Origin of the sequence: Paenibacillus sp. FSL L8-0638 (assembly GCF_038593075.1) — a bacterium.
Lineage (GTDB): Bacteria > Bacillota > Bacilli > Paenibacillales > Paenibacillaceae > Paenibacillus > Paenibacillus polymyxa_D.
The window spans coordinates 3879664-3900917 of record NZ_CP151960.1; the positions used below are offsets into that span (position 1 = coordinate 3879664).

Here is a 21254-nt window from a genome sequence, read left to right on the forward strand (position 1 = left end):
TCTAATTGGGCTTAGTCGCCTCGGAAGGCGCGCTTCACACGGTCAAAAAAAGACTGCTCATTCTCATGTGTCTGTTCTCCGCTAAGCGAAGAGAACTGACGCAGCAAGTCCTTTTGTTCCTCACTCAGCTTGCTAGGCGTTATCACAACTACCTTAATATGCTGGTCACCCTGACCAACGCCACGCAGTTTTGGCACACCTTTTCCTTTAAGACGGAAGTAAGTACCTGTTTGCGTACCTGCTGGAACTTTCAACTTCACTTTCTCGGTCAACGTCGGGATCTCGACTTCATCTCCCAATGCTGCCTGTGAGAACGTCAGCGGAATTTCGCAGTATATATCGTCTCCCTCACGCTCAAAGAAGTCGTGCGATTTCACACGGAACACGACGTACAAGTCACCTGCCGGTCCTCCGTTGACACCGCCTTCGCCTTCACCGTTAATACGCATTTGTGCGCCGTCATCCACACCCGCTGGAATGCGAATATGAATTTTACGTTGCTTGCGTACCCGACCGGAACCGCTACAAGTCGTACATTTTTCTTTAATGATTTTACCGGAACCGCCGCAATTAGAGCAGGCGCGTCGATTAACCATACGACCAAACGGTGTATTCTGCACCACTTCTTCCTGTCCGCTGCCGTGGCAGACGGAGCAGGTTTGTGGTTGAGTACCCGCTTTGGCTCCCGTACCGTGACACGTATCACATGTTTCAGTACGTTCAATATGAATGTCGGTTTCTTTACCGAACACCGCTTCCTTGAACTCAATCGTCATCGTATATTGAAGATCGTTCCCACGCTGTGGTGCATTCGGATCACGTCGACCATTGCCGCCGCCACCAAAGAACATATCAAAAATATCACCAAATCCGCCACCGAAGTCGGCACCACCACCGAAGCCGCCTCCCATGCCCTGGTTCGGGTCTACATGTCCGTACTGGTCATATCTTGCCCGCTTCTGACCATCGCTGAGAACATCGTAAGCTTCTTTGACTTCTTTAAATTTAGTTTCCGCGTCCGCAGCCTTGTTCACGTCCGGATGATACTGACGCGCAAGCTTACGGTAAGCCTTTTTGACTTCATCATCCGAAGCGCCCTTCGCGACGCCCAGCACCTCATAATAATCACGCTTATCAGCCAATGTTCCACCCCCATGCCTACAACGTGTCTGCACTACATATAAAAGGAAAGCCAAAGGCACGGGATGACCCGGCTTTGACCTTCCCATCATTTCAAGGCAGTACAACCCGTAATATGCTTATTTATCTTGGAAATAACTATTACCCTTCGGCTAATTGTTATTTATCAAGGCAGCTACGCTGCAATTACTATTCAGTATATCATAACGCATCGGTGTACCGTAAAGCTACCACTACCCGATCCGTAGCTTAGTCTTTCTTCTGGTCTTCGTCAACAACTTCATAGTCCGCGTCAACCACATTGTCACGGCCTTTGCTGTCTGCTGCGCCGTCTTGGCCTTGTTGAGCCTGTGCTTCTTGAGCAGCTTGCTCATACAGCTTTACAGACAATTGCTGAACGATTTCAGTCAGTTCTTCAGTAGCTTTTTTGATATCTTCCAGGTTGTCGGTTTCCAGCGTTTTTTGCAGATTTTCTTTAGCTGCATTTGCTTTTTCGACTTCGCCTGCGTCCGCTTTTTCGCCCAGATCTTTAATCGTTTTGTCTACAGAGTAGATCAGTTGATCCGCAGCGTTTTTCGCTTCTACCAAATCTTTGCGTTTTTTATCTTCTTCCGCATGCAACTCGGCATCCTTCATCATACGTTCTACTTCCTCGTCACTCAAGCCGCTGGAAGATGTGATCGTAATTTTTTGGCTTTTGCCTGTGCCTTTATCTGTAGCGGATACGTTCACGATACCGTTCGCATCCAGATCAAAGGTAACTTCGATTTGCGGTACACCACGTGGTGCTGGAGGGATATCTCCCAATTGGAAGCGACCCAGTGTTTTGTTGCCTGCTGCCATTTCACGTTCACCTTGCAGCACGTGAATTTCTACGCTAGGCTGATTGTCGGCATATGTCGAGAATACCTGCGATTTGCTCGTAGGGATTGTCGTGTTACGATCAATCATTTTAGTAAATACGCCACCTGCGGTTTCAATACCGAGGGACAGTGGAGTTACGTCAAGAAGAACGACGTCTTTCACATCACCAGTCAGTACACCCGCTTGAACTGCCGCGCCCAAAGCTACCACTTCATCAGGGTTTACGCCTTTGTGAGGCTCTTTACCTGTCAGCTTTTTGATTGCTTCTTGTACAGCCGGAATACGTGTGGAACCGCCGACCAGAACGATTTTGTCGATGTCGCTGGCACTCATGCCTGCATCTTTCATCGCTTGACGAGTAGGTCCCAAAGTACGTTCTACCAGACCTTCAGACAATTCTTCAAATTTCGCACGAGTCAGGTTCAACTCCAAATGCTGTGGAACGCCATCAGCTACTGTGATAAACGGCAAAGAAATCGTCGTTGTCAGTACGCCAGACAGTTCTTTTTTCGCTTTTTCCGCTGCGTCTTTCAGACGTTGTACAGCAGCTTTATCTTTGCTCAGGTCAATGCCTTGATCTTTTTTGAACTCATTTACGAGGTAATCAATAATCACTTGGTCAAAGTCATCGCCACCCAGCTTGTTATCGCCGCTTGTTGCTTTAACTTCGAAGAAACCGTCGCCCAGTTCCAGAATGGATACGTCGAATGTACCGCCACCCAGGTCATATACCAGGATCGTTTGGTCTTCGGATTTTTCCATACCATATGCCAATGCAGCTGCTGTTGGCTCATTGACAATCCGCAGAACTTCCAGACCGGCAATTTTACCTGCATCCTTGGTTGCTTGACGTTGACCGTCATTGAAGTAAGCTGGAACAGTGATAACAGCTTGAGAAACGGTTTGTCCCAGGTAAGCTTCAGCATCGGATTTCAGCTTTTGCAAAATCATAGCGGAAATTTCCTGTGCGGAATATTCTTTGCCGTCGATGCTTTCTTTATGATTTGTACCCATGTGACGCTTGATGGACATGATTGTACGATCCGGGTTTGTAATTGCTTGGCGTTTTGCTGTTTCCCCTACAGTACGTTCTCCATCTTTTTTGAAACCAACAACGGAAGGGGTTGTGCGTGCGCCTTCCGGATTTGGAATAACGACTGCTTCGCCGCCCTCCATAACAGCCACACAAGAGTTGGTTGTACCTAAGTCAATACCGATTACTTTGCTCATCGGACAATTCCTCCTTCTGTATATACGAGGCCCGCAGGCCAGAATGGTTGAATCAAAATGATGTATTTCTAATGTCAGAATTTTGAAAAATTCGATTCCAGTCGCTCCAAAGTGCAATATATAGACGAATTTAGATCATTTCGATCTATATATTGTTCATTGAAAGTCGCTTATGGGATTTTTGCAAAATCCTCATGTATATTGAAAAAGCTACATGCTCACTTTTACCATCGCTGGACGAAGCACCTTGTCCTTCAGCATGTACCCTTTTTGTACCTCTTCAACAACAATGCCTTCCTCATGCTCTTCGCTCTCCACCTGCATAATAGCCTGATGGAAGTCAGGATTAAACGGTTGTCCCACCGAATTCATGGCCGTTACTCCTTCTGCCTGAAGCACACTCTCAAACTGGCGGAAAATCATTTCCACGCCTTTGCTGAATGACTCAGACTCCGCTCCTTGCGGTGCTGTTGCCAGCGCACGCTCGAAGTTATCCAAAACAGGCACCAACTCGGTAACCAGCTTCATAGATGCATATTTGGCAAGGTCTTCTTTTTCTTTCAGCGTACGACGGCGAAAATTATCAAAATCCGCCTGAGCGCGTAATAACCGTTGCTGATGCTCTTCCGCCTGAGCGCGAAGCTTATTCAGCTCTGTTTCGCTTTCTTGGTCTTCCAGTGCCGCCGCTTCATTAACCGGCTCTTCCTGCTGGCTAGCTTCGGCGGCTTCCTCTGTGCTTACATTTTGTTGTTTTTCTTCTTGGAACGCTTGTTCTTCCTTCAAAATGTTTCACCTCCTTCAAGTCATAACTACCTTTACAAAAACACGCAACAATGCACCCGCGCAGGATACGAGCCGTATCCCGACGCGGAACATGTAGTACCGCAACCTATGCGGCTTTGTTCTATTTAAACCGCTGCGTTAGCATTGCGGTCAAATCCTTAGACAGGATACCCAAAATATTAATAACTCTCGCATATTCCATCCGTGTCGGACCCAGTATGCCTATAGTGCCCAACGCTTCTCCGTCTACTGCATACGTAGCAGTAATCAGGCTGCAATTGGCAAACGCCTCATGATCATTTTCAGTGCCGATGCGGACTTGAATTTCAGGTGCCCCGACAACAGGTGTCATTAGTTTAAGTAGCGTTGGTGTTTCCTCCAGCAGATCGAGAATATGTTTAACCTTTTCTACATCTTTAAATTCAGGTTGATTAAGCATGTTTGTCGCACCGCTCAAATACAAGCGCTGATCCGATTCATTATCCAGTGCTTTATCCAGCACCTTCATAGCGTCCTCAAAATGAGACACATGCTTCTCCATCTCCTGACCAAGTGCGGTGTAAAGGCGTGATTTAAGCTGATAAATCGGCACACCGACCAGCTTGCTGTTCAGTAAATTCACAACCTTCTCCATCTCGGAAATCGAAATTCCCGGTGGAATATCTACCGTTTTATTCTCCACCTGACCGGTATTGGTCACGATTATCGCCACAGCCGTCGTTTCGTTGAGCGGCAGCAGCTGAAAATGACGCAATGAAGTATGAAAAACCTCCGGCCCAAGCAGGATGGAAGTATAATTGGTCATATGGGACAAAATGCCTGACGCATGCTGGATCACTTGCTCCATTACATTCAGCTTTTCGGCATAAAAGGCTTTCAGTTCCCGCATTTCCATAGGCTTCAGTGTATTCAGTGGTACCAGATGGTCCACATAATAACGATAGCCTTTATGAGACGGGATGCGTCCCGCAGAAGTATGGGGTTGCTCCAGATAGCCCTGTTCCTCCAAATCCGACATTTCATTACGGATCGTGGCCGGGCTGAATCCGACATCCTGCCTTTTGGATATGCTGCGGGAACCCACTGGCTCAGCCGAACGAATGTAGTCATCAATAATCGCATTCAGAATGAGTCTCTGACGTTCGGTTAACAAGCGAATCCCCCCTTGTTGTTTATCCATAATAGCATGATTGTTAAATGGAATCATTAGCACTCGTTCGCGTTGAGTGCTAACCGATAATACAAAAATACCAAACCGACCTGATCATTGTCAAGTCAGATCAGTATTTTCAATAAACAAGATTTATCACAACAGTTTAGTTTACTGGAATGAATCCAGAACGTTTACACTTTTTCACGAAAAACCTCAATATCCAGCGTATAAAAACCGTATTTATGTATAGTGACACAGAAAATAGAAAAATTCGAGACTATGTCTCCATACCATTATAACTTCTTTGTCCTTGAGGAGGAATTAAATTTGAGAACTAATCGCCGCAACCTTTTATACGCATCGATCGCACTTTTACCTACAATTTGTATGTTTCAGATTTTAATCGAGTTGTTTCCGTATACAGGACTAGGAAGAATAGTTGCTTTGCCATTGGTTTTCATCCTGAATGCAGCCCTTATTATTTCAGTCATCCATTTAATTCGTAAATTAAGCCCCCTATGTTGTGCCTTACTCTTGGTTCCTACAATACTTTTAAGCATATGGAATACCATTTTGTTTTACCCTCAAGAATTCAGTCCAAGTATTCCCAAGCAAATAAAATACAGTATATCGGCAATACAACATTACGATGATTTAACACTAGCCGATTGGGAAGGATATACACATAGTCCAAGCAGAAGCGGAGAGTCTGAAAGATATGTTGTCGCCTTGTATAAATATAAACAGCGAGTTCCATTAGACGGCACTGCATATTTTTATAATGATACTGATTATCATAAGGACCATCCCATAAGAAGCCTGAATGGAATACCTTCCGAACTGGAGCCTCATCATCAATTCATTTGGTGGTTGCTCAAAACATATGAGAAATAAACCCGTATTAAACAATGTAGGCTGTATAATATACGCATGATTAGGTCCTGATGAAAAAAAGAACTGACCTCATTATTGACAGGTCAGTTCAGTACTTTTAACACTGCGATTTCATCACAATTGTTTTGTTTACTACAGTGAATGCAGTCGGTCCATACCTTTTCAGGGAAAATCTCTTTGCTTACTACATCAAAACCGTTTTTTATAAAAAAGGAGACCTCGTAGGTCAATGCCATAATTTTAGGAATACGTTGCCGCCGTGCTTCTATCATAAGGCCCTCCACGAGCTTAGAGCCAATACCCATACCTTTGTGTCCCTCAGAGATGCCAAGGGAGCGAATCTCTACCAGGTCAGCGCCCAATTTGCATAAAGAACCACAACCAACAACTTCGCCGTCCACCTCTGCAACAATAAACAGCTCCAGTTGGCGCGTTAGCACTTCCCTCGAACGTGGCAGCATAATCCCCCGCTCTGCATAGCCGCTAATCATTTGATATAAAGGCTCCACATCCTCAGGAACCGCACTTCTGCACAATACATCTTTACACACTGAAGCCATCTTGCTCTCCTCCTACCGCTTGCCGCATATAATGAATAAATATACAACATCACGCATAGAATCGCAATACTCCATTTACCCTGCTGTGACAGAATGGTGTAATAAAATGATGGTCCCAGCTTACGAAGTTGAAACGTGCTGTATTGAAGCCTACAACTTATGAATTTACCGTGATTGAACCAATAAACTCTGCAAATACATCATTTCCGAATAAAATGCCACGTTCACTCAAACGATAACCGTCCTCAATCGATTCGATTAACCCCGCATTGAGCATTTTTCCAAGAGGAGCAGTAAACGTATCCTCCAACGCCTGACCGAATTGAGCTTCAAAGCGAGACTTGGAAACGCCCTCTAGCATTCTCAAACCGACCATAAGAAAATCCTCCATAGCTTCCGCTACTGGCACCTCAAAGCTATCCAGACGTGGCAAACCATTACGACTAGCCTCCACATAAGGGTTAATGCCCTTAATGTTCATATGGCGCTCTCTGCCAACATATCCATGTGCCCCAGCTCCGAGACCGTAATAGTCCTCATTTCGCCAATAGGTCATGTTGTGCTTGCTTCCCAAGCCTGGTTTTGCGAAATTACTAATCTCATACTGTTCATAGCCCGCTTCTTTCATGCGACGCATGAGGAGTAAGTACATTTCCAGTTCGTCATCCTCATGTGGAAGCGGTAGCTGATTTTTCTGGTACAGCGTGTGGAAGAGCGTGTTTTCTTCAACCTTCAAACTGTAGATAGAGTAATGAGGAAGCTCCAACTCTAGCGCTCTACTGACGCTTTCATGCAGCATCTCCACTGTTTGATTCGGCAAACCGAACATCAGGTCAATCGACAGGTTGTCCAAGCCAACCTTACGTGCGTTTTCCAAACTACGATATACGTCATCTGTACTGTGAATACGACCTATGCCTGTGAGTAGCTCATTCTGAAAAGCCTGTACGCCAAAGCTGAGTCGATTGACGCCGCCTTCTTTCATCACAGAGAGTTTTTCAAAATCAGTGGTACCTGGATTAGCTTCCATAGAGAACTCAATATCTTCCGCCCAATGCGGGAAGTAGGTTCGGACGCTCTTCAGGAAATATTCCATTTCCTTCGGATTTAGGGTAGTTGGTGTTCCACCCCCGACAAAAATGGTTTTAATCTCTCCTGGTGGGTGAAGCTTGACTGTATGTTCCATCTCCCGTTCCAGTGCATACAGATATTCCATAACAGGTTGATCCTTGAGCACATAAGAGTTGAAATCACAGTAAAAGCATTTATTCGTGCAAAAAGGTATATGCAGGTAAACCGCTTGAGGCGCGGATGAATGTTCATGTTTTTGTATGGATGCGGTCATGCCGATCCTCCTTGTCAATTCAGGGAATAGTGAAAAAATGCGCCGAGGTCTCGACAACCGCTTCGTGTTCCATTTGATCTTCTGATCGCTGTTACTCCAGATTCAAATGGACCACTCCGCTGCTGCCTACCACCATCGATCATTTTTTTTGTGATGTAGGTGTTGCAGTAAGAGTAAAGCAACTATAGAAGTACGCTAAGATACTGTTGCTATACTATTTTTGCAACCGAAATAACAAACACTCCATCTCTGGATAGCTTGCTCAAATAAATAACGTCCATTCTCCATGCACGGCAAATGCCCCATGAAAGAATGGACGAATACTTCAAACAACTTTACTCATCTATTTTCAGTACCGCCATAAATGCTTCCTGAGGTACTTCTACGTTACCGACCTGCTTCATACGCTTTTTGCCCTCTTTTTGCTTTTCAAGCAGCTTCCGTTTACGAGAAATATCGCCGCCATAACATTTGGCCAAGACGTTTTTACGCATCGCCTTAACGGTTTCACGCGCCACAACCTTTGTTCCTACAGATGCCTGGATCGGCACCTCAAACATTTGACGCGGAATTAGCTCGCGCAGCTTCTCACAGATAATACGTCCGCGATGATAAGCCCGATCTCTATGCACGATGAACGACAGCGCATCGACCTGCTCGCCATTCAACAAAATATCCATTTTCACCAGGTTGGACTGGCGATAGCCTGAAATCTCATAATCAAAGGAAGCATAACCTTTGGTACTCGATTTAAGCTGATCGAAGAAATCATATACGATTTCAGACAGTGGAATTTGATACGTAATGGTTACCCGTGTTGTATCCAGGTATTCCATATTTACGTACTCACCACGTTTGGTTTGACAAAGCTCCATCACCGTACCCACGTAATCATTAGGGACGATAATGCCTGCTTTTACATAGGGCTCTTCCACATGTTCAATCCGTCCGATTTCCGGATAATTCGATGGATTGTCGATCTGGATCGTTTCCCCATTCGTCAACTTTATGCGGTAAATAACACTTGGTGCCGTTGTAATCAGCGGAATGTTAAATTCACGTTCAATCCGTTCCTGGATAACGTCCATATGAAGCAGACCAAGGAAGCCGCAACGGAAGCCAAAACCCAACGCGCTTGATGTTTCCGGCTCAAAACTGAGCGAAGCATCGTTCAGTTGTAGCTTTTCAAGCGCCTCACGCAGATCGTTATACTCCGATGTTTCGATTGGATACAAGCCACAATATACCATCGGATTAATTTTCCGATAACCTGGCATCGGTTCTAATGTTGGATTTTTTGCATCTGTCACTGTATCCCCGACACGCGTATCACCCACATGCTTGATACCGGCAACGATAAAGCCAACATCACCGATGTTCAGCTCGTCCACGATGTTCATACGCGGCATAAAAGCACCAACTTCAATAACCTCAAACGTTTTGTCAGTCGCCATCATTTTAATTTTCGAACCGGCTCGGATACTACCATCCACAACGCGAACATATACGATAACGCCTTTATAAGGATCATAGTGCGAATCGAAAATGAGTGCCTTGAGCGGATTATCCGGATTACCTTGCGGAGCAGGCACACTTCTGACCACCTGTTCCAAAATTTCTTTGATGCCGATTCCAGCTTTGGCTGAGGCATGTACGGTCTCGCTCGTATCCAAGCCGATAACATCCTCGATTTCCTGCTTTACCCGCTCAGGATCAGCACTTGGCAAATCAATCTTGTTAAGCACAGGCAAAATCTCCAGATTGTTGTCCAACGCCAAATATACGTTAGCCAACGTCTGTGCCTCGATTCCCTGCGCGGCGTCTACTACCAGCAAAGCACCTTCACAGGCTGCCAAACTACGGGATACCTCATACGTAAAATCGACGTGTCCCGGTGTATCAATCAAATTCAAAATGTACTCTTCGCCGTCATCGGCCTTATAAGTGAGTCGCACTGCCTGGAGCTTGATCGTAATTCCGCGCTCCCGTTCCAGCTCCATCTGGTCAAGCACTTGCTCCTGCATTTCACGGGAAGTGAGTGCACCGGTATATTCTAGAATCCGGTCAGCCAGCGTGGATTTACCATGGTCTATATGTGCAATGATACTAAAGTTCCGAATTTTACGTTGTCTTGCCAAAATGTCAGTCATGCCTTACCCCCACACAATGCCTAGTGTCAATCAGCTTATTATAGCAGTTGTAAGGGGGGTCAGCAATATTTCTATTCTGTTACTCCATCAAATACAGATACGACCCATCGAATGCCCTGTCTCGACAGGTTTTGAAGCAACCCAGCTGTTTTGTCCGCCATGGTATCCACCGAGGCTTGCTGTCCCTTGACGGCCAGCAGTTCACGCGGTGTCTCCAGGCCCTGAGTATTGACATGTTGCGCAGTCGTCGAATACCATCTGGATGCTTCGAGCTCCGTCTGTTCCTCATTTTCTTCCCTTCCACCAGCTTCATTTATACCCGCTTCCGTTTTCGGCTCAACCTTAACTTCTCCACTTGTGCTATACGTACCGCTATATGCACGAGTGTTAGCTGCGGGTGTGTCCTCAATAATCGTCTGTTCATATCCAACTTTCTGTTGATTTACCGATTGAATCGTATCCCCTCCGTTCCATTCCGGCCCATACACTGAACGCAGACCAGATCCTGCCAGTTGCATACCAAGAAGAATACCTGCCCCCATAAGCAGTATAAATCCAAGTGCTTTCTTACGAAAATGTCCAGACATTACCTTCCCCCCTTACCGCTACCTCATTTAATTGCCGCTGTTGCTCTTTTTTGTACCCGATACATTAGTGCCCGCTTTCTGAGCTTTCTGATCTTCCCAATACACTTCACCGATCATGTCCGCCAAAACGTCCGAGGTCCGTTTCAACTCCTCCTCGGTGTTATCAATACCCCCGATTTCAATTAAAATGCTATGCGAAGACAAGCTTTGATTGTATTCACCGTTGTTGCCTTTGCCACCATCTTTCCCCCATACACCACGTGATACGCCATGATACGATTTTTCCAGCTTTTCATGAATACGAGCAGCAAAAGCTTCATTTTCGCGCCAATTTTTGTTGTCATGTCCGATAATAAAATACACCTTGGCATAAGAAAGTCCATTAATGGTTGCTGTTGTTTTTCCATGACGTTGTGAATCCCGATGGATATCAAGCAAATAAGTTAAACCTTTATTTCCAGCTAAAGCTTCCTTAACCGTTTCGCGTGAATATTTATAGGAATAGTTCCAATTGTAATTTTGAACTGTAGTAGCATAATCCTTGTTTACATGCAGTGTGGATATCCCTTGCTTTTCCAGCCTCTTCTTTACAAAGTCCCCTACCCTTGACACATTCGCTGATTTAGAACCTGAATTGGGATTGGAACTAGTTTTGCTGAGTAGTGGGTTATATGCTTCTCTGGGATGAGAATGGTAGATTAATATGCGCTTGTCCCCTTTGGCCGTATCACCTGGATGATCCTCACGTACCGGATCTGTTTCCGGCGTTGTCGGAATATTCAGCGTGTTAGTCGGTGGGTTCTCAGATGCATCTGAGCCACCAGGAGCATCCGTCGTTCCCTGATCGGGCTGATAATCCGTAGGACCCTCTACCTTGATGTTCCCCGAACCCTTGCGCAGCAAGACAGGTGCTCCTGCAGACATGCCAGGAATCTCACGAGAAATGAGACTTTTGGGATCCTGCGGATTAATGCCTGTAAGCATCTGAAAAACAAAAGGCGACCATTGTTCACCCGACAACGAAGATTGCTGCTTCTTTTGTGCCAAATGAGGTACTTCCATACCTAGCATATCCGCAAAAAAACCGCTGGACACCGAGCCTGCCAATCCTTTCATCGAAGAAACAGGAGATGTTTGTAGACGATTTTCTGCCAATCCCCCTAGCCCCAAAATGACAAATAAAAGCGCCGAGCCCATGATCAGCAGCACAAGCGTATGTCCCATCGCCAAAATTTCGATCCCTTTTCTTCTCCATCTTCCGACGTTCCAGGTCTGAATTTTTTTCATGTGAGCCTTGTCCTCCTTCGTCCCGTCGAAACCCGCTTTATACTTGGAACATAGGGTTCCTATCTGCTGCGGAAATCTCTTATATTTCAACTCTATGAACGGAGAACAATTACTAGAACACAAAAAATCTCTACCACAGGTATATTACCTCCCTTTTTGAAAGAGATTAGATTCCTGTTAAATAGAGACTTTTGTGTGAAATACGATTTTATCAACCCTTGATTAATGCGTATATGCGGCGACATTGCCAGGATCCACAGCTTCGTGCAGAGCAGCGTTCAATCCAGTAGCAATGATGTTCGCGATATCTTCAATAAATTCATCGATTTCTTTAGGAGTCACAATCAGATCATGTCCCAGCGGTTGCAGTACCTCTCTCACCAGCCCAAGTCTCTCAGGTTCTGAAATATCGTCCAGCATCCCCAGGATTGCTTTTGTAGAAGCCTTTTCTTTGGTAAAATGTGTTTTCATCAGTTCAATTACGTTATTGACAATGGTCGAAGCGTAGCATACCGTTGGAACGCCGATAGCGATACACGGAACACCCATAATATCCTTGGTGATACCGCGCCGCTTGTTGCCAATACCTGAACCCGGATGTATCCCGATATCGGCCACCTGAATGGTCGTATTGACACGCTCCAGTGAACGTGACGCCAGTGCGTCAATGGCAATAATCAGTTCTGGCTTTGTGCGATCCACGATGCCTTGAACGATTTCACTGGACTCAATCCCCGTAATACCCAGGACGCCCGGCGCAATTGCGCTCACATCCCGATAGCCCGGGTTGATTTGATCAGGTGTCAGTTCAAAAAATTGACGAGTCACCATCAAATTCTCAACGACAAGCGGACCCAGTGAATCGGGAGTGACGTTCCAGTTGCCCAGACCTACCACCAGTACCTTTGCCGTATTAGAAATCCCTATTTTTTGTATAAAATGCTCCATTTCTTTTGCAAATGCAATAGCTACACGTTGCTGGAGCCCCGTATCGCCTTCACGCAAGCCGGGTACTTCCAGTGTAACGTAATGCCCTTGTACCCGCCCGATACGGTTGGCTCCTTCTTCATTCAGTACATCCAGCCGTGTGATTTTGATTCCGTCATCTTCCTCCACGTTCTCACTTATGCCCGCCAGAGGTACAGGCTGATCCCGTTCGGCCAATTCTCTTGCCTCTAATGCCAAATCCGTGCGTACCGCGTACTTCTGCAAATCCAGATCCATCTTTTGAGCCTCCTTGGATGCCATCTTTGACTATAGTGTGCGAGACACCCAACAGGTTTATGCACATCCATTTTCATCCTGTAATTCGCATCGCCTCAGAATGTTTTCTTATTGCAATTTGAGGTGTGGCATGCTAAAATATTTTAAGTTGTGAAACGTTTGTGTTCATAAGTAATGCCTTTACAGGAGGTGAATGTAATGCCAAACATCAAATCCGCTATCAAACGCGTTAAAACTAGCGACAAACGCCGTGCGTTGAACGCTTCCCAAAAATCCGCGCTTCGTACAGCAGTAAAAGCTGCCGATACAGCGTTGGTAGGTAACGAAGCTGAAACTGCTGCTGCTGCTTTCAAAGTAGCTTCCCAAAAGCTGGACAAGGCTGTAACTAAAGGTCTGATCCACAAAAATGCAGCTGCTCGCAAGAAATCTCGCTTGGCGAAAAAACTTAACGCTCTTACAGCTCAAGCGTAAGCAAGAGCTACTTTCATACGTTAATGAAAAAAACCTGACCAGCCTTGGCTGATCAGGTTTTTTTAGTTTATAACTTTTATTCGTTTACAGCATCAGCGTTCTGCGCTACATAAGCTGACTCTATTAGCAGCACATGAGTGGAATTAGATCGAAGCCCCCGCACCCATTTTCATCAAAAATAGCTCCAGTCCCAGTACCTTGTCAACGACACCTGTTTTCATATGATAATCCAGCTCGCCCAATTCGTAGAGAAGCTGACGTAGCTGCTCAGGGCGGAACCTCCGCGCTTGGTCCCCTGCAACTTTCACTCCATAAGGATGCAAACTAAGCTGACTCGCAATTTGTTGCTGGGAATAGCTTTGACCTGCCAGCTCTTTGACCTGCAACATAATACGGAACTGTCGCGTGATCAAAGCAGCAATCTTGATCGGTTCCTCTTTTTGCTTAAGCAACTCATAAAAAATACTGAGCGCCTTATCCAGCCGCAAATTAGCCAGATCCTCAACCATCGCAAATACGTTTTGCTCTGTGTTACGAGGCACCAGAGATTCTATATCAGCGGATGAGATCGTTCCCTGTGCTCCTGCGTACAAGCAGAGCTTGTCTATCTCGGCAGCCAAAGATTGTAGTCCGGTACCTGTGAATTGAATGAGGCTTTCAGCAGCTCCTGCAGCCAATTGCACTTCTCTTTCTCCTGCACGCTTATGGATCCAAGCCACAAGATCATCTCCACCCATTGGAGCAAAGGCAATAACCGAAGCATCACTTTTTAGCTTTTTGACAATCTTTTTCCGTTCATCCAACTTTTCAGCCTGAACCGTAAAAACGATGACGCTATAGTCAGTCGGGTTATCCATATAAGTCAACAGCGTCTCAAGCCGGTGCTCTATCTTACCGCTATCTTTGCCTGCTGCAAATACACTGGTATCCCGTACAATAATCAGCTTCTTTGGCACAAGAAAAGGCGCTGTTTCCGCCTCCTCCACAACCACCTCAATTGGCGTTTCGGTTAAATCATAAGGAATGATGGCGAAGTCACGATGCTCCTCTTCCACCACTTTCTCTTTAAGCATCTCAACAAACTGCTTCATTTGGTATTTTTCACTACCGTATAGCAAATACACTGGCGAAATGTCGCCTTTGCGAATAGCCTTAGAGGCTGTTTTTACATCCATTTTCCGTTCCCCCCACCCACTGATCGTACCTGACATCCGAGCGGAAGGCAAGTCATGACACAAACGAAGGGACCCTACCTATAGGCAGGATCCCTTCACCACCATCTATATCAACACGGCAGCAGAAAGCTCTAGAAACTTTCGGCCGTCGGGATACGACGTCGGTTCATATAGTTTATTCCCTGTTTTTAAAAGTGTGTCAACTTCGGGAAACTATTTTCCAGTGCTGCGCGGAACGGTGTACGTATATTTACTTGCAGTCCCATCCTGCTCCGTCTCATACATAAAGGTCTGGCTGTCTTCCGACCAGCTTCCTTTGACCCAGGCACCTTTTAGAGTACGGACTTCCAGTGTTGTTCGGTCTACACCGTTATCGGAAAGCTTATACACTTTCAGCTTTTTGCCCTCAATAGCCACCGCATAGCTACCATCAGGCGAGTTGAGCTGATCTGTAGAGGCAGATTGGGCACTATAGTTGGAAGCATTATTGTTGTCCGGAGAGACCAGTGAATTAGATACAAAGCCTTCTTTACGAACCGGGTCTTGTGACACGGATGATTGCTGATCATTAGAAGCCGCATTGCTGCTATCCGTTCCCAAGGCATTGTCCGAATCCTTGGTGATGCTTCTGGAAGTCGCTTCTTTCGACGCTTCATTTGACGCAATTCGATCCTGTACCTTCAAATCCTGACTAAGCGACGAAGATGAATCATTCGTACTTGTGTTACCATTATTATCGTCCTGAGCAGTGCCCGTACCCGCTATGGGTGCTTTTTCCATTTTCGGTTCCAACTGTTCATCAGGAGCAATCGTGGATTGATCAGATTTTTCCTGACTTAGCTGTTTATCCTCAGATTTAGGAGCATCTCCAGCAGACGGATTTTCCTTTGTCACCTGACGATCCGTACGTAGCTGTCCCTGCCCTTCATCCTGACGAGAAGAATGTTCGGCTGGTGCAGACTTCGTCGAATCTTCCTCCCCAGCTCGCTGATCGTCACGTTTCCCAGCATCCCATTTGGAAGAATTCTTTTCATCGTCTGCATTGGTTGCACCTTGTTTACTCAGGCCAGGATCTTTATCCGCAGGTGGCTGAGATGCATCCGTTTCTTGCCCCTGCTCTGACGGCTGCTTTGTAGAATCCGAACCAATGGCTGCATCATGTCCTCCACTGCCATTGGCTGTACCTGGAAGAGTTTCCGTCTGATTCTGCGGATTCGTCACTTCGGGCGACTGGGTAGTAAGTATGCCTTCCGCATCTTGTACTGTTTTAGGCTCGAAGTTAAATACTACAATCCCCAGTACAACAGCAGCGGCAGCCACGCCCATAGCAGCGCGCCCAGCCATTCGATTCCACCAAGGTATAGGCTGGGTACGTTGTCTAGGCACTGGTCCAGGCTCTACAGCCACAGGCTGCATTTCCTGAAGCGCACTTCCCTGCTCTTCACGTGCGCGGTCAATGGCATCAAGCTGAGGCATGATGGAATCCACCAGGCTGAACGCCGGGGAAACCGCAGGCAATTCCTCCAGCTCGCGAGAGAGTGTCTGGAGAATAAGAAATTTTTCCGCACAGTCCGGGCAAGTCGTAATATGGTTCATTAATTGGGACGTCTCTTCTTCGCCCAGCTCATGATCCACATAACGCTGCATCCAATCCATCACCTCTTCCCCACACTTCATCCTGATACACCACCTTTCTGATATTCCTGAAGTAGCCCTTGCAATTGCTGTCTTGCACGATACAAGTATGACTTGACCGTATTTAGCGGCAAATCCAGAGAATCTGCAATCTCGTTATAGGAGAAATCCTGCAAATATCTTAAGACAATTACCGTCCGGTGGTGCTCCGGAAGCTGTTGTATAGCCTCACGAACATCCTGTGCCATGTAAGAGGTCAACACCTCGACCTCCACATTTTGGGGATCGTTGAATATCATGTCGTGCTCGTCAATGGAAACCGAGGGCTTGGTTCTTCTGAATTTGTCGATGCATATATTCGTTACAATGCGTTGGACCCAGGTTTTAAACTGCGCTTTTTCCTCATAAGAGTTAATTTTGGAATAGATCCGTATGAGGGCTTCTTGTGAAGCATCCATGGCGTCCTGCTCATTGTTTAGAATGTAATATGCCGTACGGTACACATGCTGTTCTATCTCTCTTAATAGGGTAATGAGAGCGTCGCGATCGCCCGATTGAGCGGCTCGAATGAGTCCCTGCTCTACCACAAAGGATCCCCCTCTCCCTGCAATATTACAGACGTATCCCTTTTACAAATTGTTGCAGGATAGACGTCTGACACTAATTTTATTTTTTCAACAAAAAAAATTATACCAAAAAGCCCAGAATCCCCAGCGTATCCTCCCTTAGAATAACAGAAAAAGGGAAGGTAGTCACCTTCCCCTAGCTCCTACTACATCTAAATGCTAGCCTATCGAGCTGCAAGATCATATTGTTACTTCTTGGAAATCAAAAAATCCGATATGCATTTTAATTGATAAGTCAGAGCAATCGGATCTTGAAAATAAAAATCTTCGATTGAGTATTGATATACTTTACCTGATTTAACGGCAGAAAGGTTCTTCCACACGCTTTTAGATAAAATATCTTTCCTTGGTCTGCTCCGCCACCTCTAATACCTAACATTAAATAAGAAGAGTAATTGTACCTTTATCACTTTCATATGTACGCGTGGCAGCTTCATCTCCAGTTGATGTGGTCTTGGCAGCAGCCGATTGACCGCTTTCCGTTGTAGTCTCACCCCCACTTGTAGCACATGCGCTCAATACCAGCATGAACGAAATGATGAACAAACAAGCTGAAGCTCTAAATTTAAAATAACTCACACTATTTCCCCTATTAATAATGATTCTCATTTTCATAACTCATTTGATTCTATCAAAGCTTACAGCTACTGTCCATGTAGATTGGATTAAAAGCAAACAACACACTCCTAAGAGTGAGCACCCGTTTTAGTGTGTTGTTGTATTCGTATCTGTTTTGTACTGTTTGCGTTGGTACCGCACACTCAGTTTTCCTTGCTGTGCTCGAATCTGTATCTCTCCCATCGTATCGGTTCGATATATAGCAGAATCAACTGCTGACAAACGTTCCAATACCGCTTCATTCGGATGTCCGTAAGTATTGGTCGCACCGACCGAAATGACAGATACTCTCGGCCGCCAGTAGGATAACCACTCTTCCGAGGTAGAATACTTGCTGCCGTGATGTGCTATTTTCATGACATCTATAGCTTTCCTTGCCCCTCCCGTTGCTCCCTCATCTTTCAAACGGAATGAAGAAGGGGTTAATTCAGCAAGCAACAATGACTCTGCTGCATCATCCATATCTCCTGTGAACAAAAAGGAGGCTCCCTCCATCTCCAATATCATGGCAACAGAGTAATGATTTTGTTCCTTCATAACAGGCAGCTGTTCAGATTCGTTATCCGGTAGCGTAAACGGATAGAGAAAGCGGATTTTCGTAGCCTGGTCTGGTTCCCATTCCATGCTATGATGTGCCCCGTACAGCTTGATCTGCTTATCTAAAGCCGTGTTCAACAGCTTACGGAATGGAGCTTTATCTGTCAGGGTACCATTAAAAAACAAGGTAGATACGGGAATCTGGTCAAGCACAGCTTGTAATCCTCCGGCATGATCATGATCTCCGTGTGTTAAAATGACAGCATCTAGTCGATGCACACCTCGTTGCTTTAGTAAGGGTACAAGCGTATCTTTACCTACCTCGTAGGGATCTGCACGCTTGCGCCAAGCATTTTTCCCTGTTGCAAAGTCCATTGTCCCCCCGCCATCAACCAAGATATGTTTCCCGGCCGGCGTTGTGATTAAAATGCTGTCACCTTGGCCCACATCCAGATATTGAACAATTCCCGTATTCCCCTCACCAGGAGATTGGTAACCTGTATACAATATTCCAAGCCAAGCAATAACACTTAGAGCCAGTGCCAAATGACGATAACCATTCCACTGTCGACGCGCAAATCTCCCTGCTCCCTCAGGTTCAAGAGCCGTATGCAATATAGCCGCCCACTCTGAAGAAGCTGCTAATCCTGTATAGATAGTTGATGAATTGGGAGTAGAGTCCAAGACGGTAATGTCGTTCGTTTTTCTGCGGGATGTCAGCCACGTTGTGAGCCAGTACAAAACACTGTACAAAGCTACGTAATACGCTATGACCCACAGAATGGAGGAAGACGGCCAAATACTCACATAAGCATCATCCACATTCAGCCATTTTACTAGTAAAAAGGTCAAATCGTTCAATTGCTCTGCCGGCCAAGCAAAAATGCGAGCCCCATCCCCCCACAAAAGGGCAACTCCCATCGCCACCGTACCCAATGGAAGCACGATATATGTAATAAGGGGTACAAGCACAAAATTGGCCGCAAATGATAGCAGCGAAAATTGATTAAAGTAGAATACCGTCATTGGAAACGAAACAAGCTGTGCCGTAATTGTAATCGCAACTTCACCGCCGATCAGGAAAGGCCATTTGGCGAAAAACGGCTTCATAAGCGGCATATAAATGAGCAACCCACCTGTCACCAAAAAGGAAAGCTGAAAGCTGACGCTAAGTAGATAATATGGATTCCAAATCAGCATGAGCAGCGCGGATATACTTAGAATATTAAGTCCGTCTTTGAGCAACCCTCGTCGGGCTGCAAACAAGCCGATCATCGCCATAATTCCTGCCCTCACAACAGAGGGAGAAGCACCAGTCAGCAGGACATAAGCCGGAATGAGTATCATCACGACCGTAAGAGATGTCTCGCGGCTAACTCGTAACAGCTTGAGTAGATATAATAGTGTAGCTGCATATACCGCCACATGCATGCCCGATATTGCTAAAATATGCGTTAAACCAAGCTGCGTAAACTCGTTATAGGTTGCTGGGTCCAACTCATCTGTTACCCCAAGTACCAGTCCTTTCATATATCCTGCGTGATGAAGCGATGTAAATGCCAGTTCCATTCTCTGTCCTAGCTGCTCCCTAAGCTGGTCATTCCACCTGAACAAAGTGTAGCGGTTCCATAGTGAAGCATCCTGCTTCTGTAACGAGGCTGCCCCATCGCCTTTGAAAAGCCAGTGGATTTCCTGTGTGTGCAGGTATTCACTGTAATCAAAGCCACCAAAGTTCCCCGCTTTTGCAGGAGCCTTTAAGGTGCCACGCAGTAGGATCGCATCTCCACGTTGCCATGCTGCCGCAAGTTGCTGTTCCTGCTTGGCAGCCAACTTGATATGAACAATGACCTGTTCAGAAATTGGTGCACGATTCTCGTCCTTGTTCGAATGATTTCCGAAGTGATTGATTGAAGTAACTCTCATCTCAAACTGTGTTCGATCACCATCTACCTGTACTTCAGAAGCGATAAACCCTGCTGCTTGAACAGGCATGTCTTCCACCATAGAAGGCGATACATGAAGAGCATCGGGAATACTGCTAACATTATGCATATCATGCCAAAACCAATGAAACCCACCTCCGCTGAATACAAGCCAAAGTAACACCATGTGCCGGATGGGGATTTTCATCAATAAAGCTATAAGCGGAAAGATCAGAGTAATCCCCGCCCAGAGTAACAAAAGCATACGTCCAGAATACAGACATGCTCCCGCACTTCCTGTAATCCAACAAACAGTAAGGGTCAATATAGGTCTAGTTAACACAAGCTTAGCTTGAATACGATCACCTTCCGGTAGCAAACATTGCTTTCTGTTTAAAAACACAAAACAAAAAGAACCTCTGACAAAATAGCATTCGTCAGAGGTTCTTCCTCGTTTACTTTTTAATTCATAACATCCATCAGCGTTTCTTTTGGTGGATGATAGGTCTTCAGCATACGAAAAGCGATGCCCTTTTCCTCCATCATAGCACGAACCTTGTCGGCATCTTTGGGATAAGGTCGGTGGTATACAATCTCCACAATACCGCTGTTCGCCAACATATTGGCACACGTCCAGCATGGCTGGTCGGTGACATATACTGAAGAGCCTTCACGATCAATTCGGTCAGTAAACAGCAGCAGGTTCTGCTCTGCATGAATAGTGCGAATACAACGCTGCTTTTTAACCATTTCCTCGTGCCCATCACGGTGAACGACCTCATACTCCTCTGAAATCATACAACCTGCCTCTGAACAGTCAGGCACCCCCGATGGTGCTCCATTATAGGCCGTCCCCAAGAGCTTTTTACCTTGTACAAGTACGGCTCCAACATGACGCCGCGCACAGCGCGAACGGGTGGATACCATATAAGCGATATCCATGAAGTAGGTGTCCCAGTCCTTGCGTACATCTGCACTCATTTCCATCTCTCCCGTATAAACAAGTTAAAACGCAAACCATATCCGCTACCGTCGTTCTCAGGGCATGTACAA

The 21254-nt window shown here is 45.8% G+C and carries 18 protein-coding genes; 2 read left to right on the top strand and 16 right to left on the bottom strand.

Annotation, left to right across the window (positions count from 1 at the left end; genetic code table 11):
• Positions 1-11 precede the first annotated feature (11 nt).
• From dnaJ to hrcA, 4 genes are all read right to left on the bottom strand, one after another.
• On the bottom strand, positions 12-1142 hold the full coding sequence (dnaJ, locus tag MKY35_RS17270) for a molecular chaperone DnaJ (protein WP_029515355.1): 1131 nt from the start codon (positions 1140-1142) through the stop codon (positions 12-14).
• A gap of 247 nt (positions 1143-1389) precedes the next feature.
• Complete coding sequence (dnaK, locus tag MKY35_RS17275; protein WP_029515356.1) at positions 1390-3234, bottom strand: molecular chaperone DnaK; 1845 nt, start codon at positions 3232-3234, stop codon at positions 1390-1392.
• A 210-nt stretch (positions 3235-3444) separates the two neighbouring features.
• Positions 3445-4017 carry a nucleotide exchange factor GrpE gene (gene grpE / locus MKY35_RS17280; protein ID WP_342444334.1) on the bottom strand — a complete coding sequence of 191 codons (573 nt, stop codon included), beginning with the start codon at positions 4015-4017 and terminating at the stop codon, positions 3445-3447.
• A 121-nt stretch (positions 4018-4138) separates the two neighbouring features.
• The gene (hrcA, locus tag MKY35_RS17285) at positions 4139-5170 is read right to left on the bottom strand and encodes a heat-inducible transcriptional repressor HrcA (protein WP_029515358.1); all 1032 of its coding nucleotides are present in this window, start codon (positions 5168-5170) and stop codon (positions 4139-4141) included.
• A 327-nt stretch (positions 5171-5497) separates the two neighbouring features.
• Here hrcA and MKY35_RS17290 point away from each other — a divergent pair, with 327 nt between their 5' ends.
• Positions 5498-6064: a hypothetical protein gene (locus MKY35_RS17290; RefSeq protein WP_342444335.1), complete on the top strand. Its 567-nt coding sequence runs from the start codon at positions 5498-5500 to the stop codon at positions 6062-6064.
• An 83-nt stretch (positions 6065-6147) separates the two neighbouring features.
• On the opposite strand, the gene MKY35_RS17295 is transcribed toward MKY35_RS17290, so the two are convergent.
• The 6 genes from MKY35_RS17295 to gpr all read right to left on the bottom strand — a co-directional run bounded on the left by MKY35_RS17295 (position 6148) and on the right by gpr (position 13217).
• Positions 6148-6624 (bottom strand): N-acetyltransferase, encoded by a 477-nt coding sequence (locus MKY35_RS17295; protein WP_029515360.1) that lies wholly within the window; start codon positions 6622-6624, stop codon positions 6148-6150.
• A 157-nt stretch (positions 6625-6781) separates the two neighbouring features.
• Complete coding sequence (gene hemW, locus MKY35_RS17300; RefSeq protein WP_340956161.1) at positions 6782-7969, bottom strand: radical SAM family heme chaperone HemW; 1188 nt, start codon at positions 7967-7969, stop codon at positions 6782-6784.
• A 335-nt stretch (positions 7970-8304) separates the two neighbouring features.
• The gene (gene lepA, locus MKY35_RS17305; protein WP_029515362.1) at positions 8305-10119 is read right to left on the bottom strand and encodes a translation elongation factor 4; all 1815 of its coding nucleotides are present in this window, start codon (positions 10117-10119) and stop codon (positions 8305-8307) included.
• 71 nt (positions 10120-10190) lie between these two features.
• A complete protein-coding gene (locus MKY35_RS17310) occupies positions 10191-10706 on the bottom strand; it encodes a hypothetical protein (RefSeq protein ID WP_342444336.1) in 516 nt (171 codons plus the stop codon).
• A gap of 27 nt (positions 10707-10733) precedes the next feature.
• Positions 10734-11993: a stage II sporulation protein P gene (locus MKY35_RS17315; protein ID WP_342444337.1), complete on the bottom strand. Its 1260-nt coding sequence runs from the start codon at positions 11991-11993 to the stop codon at positions 10734-10736.
• 222 nt (positions 11994-12215) lie between these two features.
• On the bottom strand, positions 12216-13217 hold the full coding sequence (gene gpr / locus MKY35_RS17320) for a GPR endopeptidase (protein ID WP_029515365.1): 1002 nt from the start codon (positions 13215-13217) through the stop codon (positions 12216-12218).
• A 198-nt stretch (positions 13218-13415) separates the two neighbouring features.
• On the opposite strand from gpr, the gene rpsT reads away from it, so the two are divergent.
• Complete coding sequence (rpsT, locus tag MKY35_RS17325) at positions 13416-13688, top strand: 30S ribosomal protein S20 (RefSeq protein WP_013311181.1); 273 nt, start codon at positions 13416-13418, stop codon at positions 13686-13688.
• A gap of 143 nt (positions 13689-13831) precedes the next feature.
• Here the strand turns inward: rpsT and holA are convergent, their stop codons facing one another.
• From holA to MKY35_RS17355, 6 genes are all read right to left on the bottom strand, one after another.
• Positions 13832-14863, bottom strand: a complete 1032-nt coding sequence (gene holA, locus MKY35_RS17330; RefSeq protein WP_029515366.1) for a DNA polymerase III subunit delta — start codon at positions 14861-14863, stop codon at positions 13832-13834.
• Positions 14864-15076: 213 nt separating this feature from the next.
• Positions 15077-16540: a zf-HC2 domain-containing protein gene (locus tag MKY35_RS17335; protein WP_342444338.1), complete on the bottom strand. Its 1464-nt coding sequence runs from the start codon at positions 16538-16540 to the stop codon at positions 15077-15079.
• Positions 16537-17085, bottom strand: a complete 549-nt coding sequence (locus MKY35_RS17340) for a sigma-70 family RNA polymerase sigma factor (protein ID WP_013311184.1) — start codon at positions 17083-17085, stop codon at positions 16537-16539. Before MKY35_RS17340 ends, MKY35_RS17335 begins: the two co-directional genes overlap by 4 nt.
• Positions 17086-17502: 417 nt before the next feature.
• Positions 17503-17703, bottom strand: a complete 201-nt coding sequence (locus tag MKY35_RS17345) for a hypothetical protein (RefSeq protein ID WP_342444339.1) — start codon at positions 17701-17703, stop codon at positions 17503-17505.
• A 126-nt stretch (positions 17704-17829) separates the two neighbouring features.
• Complete coding sequence (locus tag MKY35_RS17350; RefSeq protein ID WP_342446663.1) at positions 17830-20460, bottom strand: ComEC/Rec2 family competence protein; 2631 nt, start codon at positions 20458-20460, stop codon at positions 17830-17832.
• 203 nt (positions 20461-20663) lie between these two features.
• Entirely contained in the window at positions 20664-21182 is a 519-nt protein-coding gene (locus MKY35_RS17355) for a cytidine/deoxycytidylate deaminase family protein (RefSeq protein WP_069010453.1), read from the bottom strand.
• Positions 21183-21254: the final 72 nt, after the last annotated feature.

Coding starts and splice junctions, on each gene's coding strand:
- MKY35_RS17315 (WP_342444337.1), bottom strand. CDS start 11,993: ATGAAAAAAATTCAGACCTGGAACGTCGGAAGATGGAGAAGAAAAGGG.
- MKY35_RS17355 (WP_069010453.1), bottom strand. CDS start 21,182: ATGAGTGCAGATGTACGCAAGGACTGGGACACCTACTTCATGGATATC.
- holA (WP_029515366.1), bottom strand. CDS start 14,863: ATGGATGTAAAAACAGCCTCTAAGGCTATTCGCAAAGGCGACATTTCG.
- hemW (WP_340956161.1), bottom strand. CDS start 7,969: ATGACCGCATCCATACAAAAACATGAACATTCATCCGCGCCTCAAGCG.
- dnaK (WP_029515356.1), bottom strand. CDS start 3,234: ATGAGCAAAGTAATCGGTATTGACTTAGGTACAACCAACTCTTGTGTG.
- gpr (WP_029515365.1), bottom strand. CDS start 13,217: ATGGATCTGGATTTGCAGAAGTACGCGGTACGCACGGATTTGGCATTA.
- lepA (WP_029515362.1), bottom strand. CDS start 10,119: ATGACTGACATTTTGGCAAGACAACGTAAAATTCGGAACTTTAGTATC.
- rpsT (WP_013311181.1), top strand. CDS start 13,416: ATGCCAAACATCAAATCCGCTATCAAACGCGTTAAAACTAGCGACAAA.
- MKY35_RS17295 (WP_029515360.1), bottom strand. CDS start 6,624: ATGGCTTCAGTGTGTAAAGATGTATTGTGCAGAAGTGCGGTTCCTGAG.
- MKY35_RS17335 (WP_342444338.1), bottom strand. CDS start 16,540: ATGAAGTGTGGGGAAGAGGTGATGGATTGGATGCAGCGTTATGTGGAT.
- MKY35_RS17310 (WP_342444336.1), bottom strand. CDS start 10,706: ATGTCTGGACATTTTCGTAAGAAAGCACTTGGATTTATACTGCTTATG.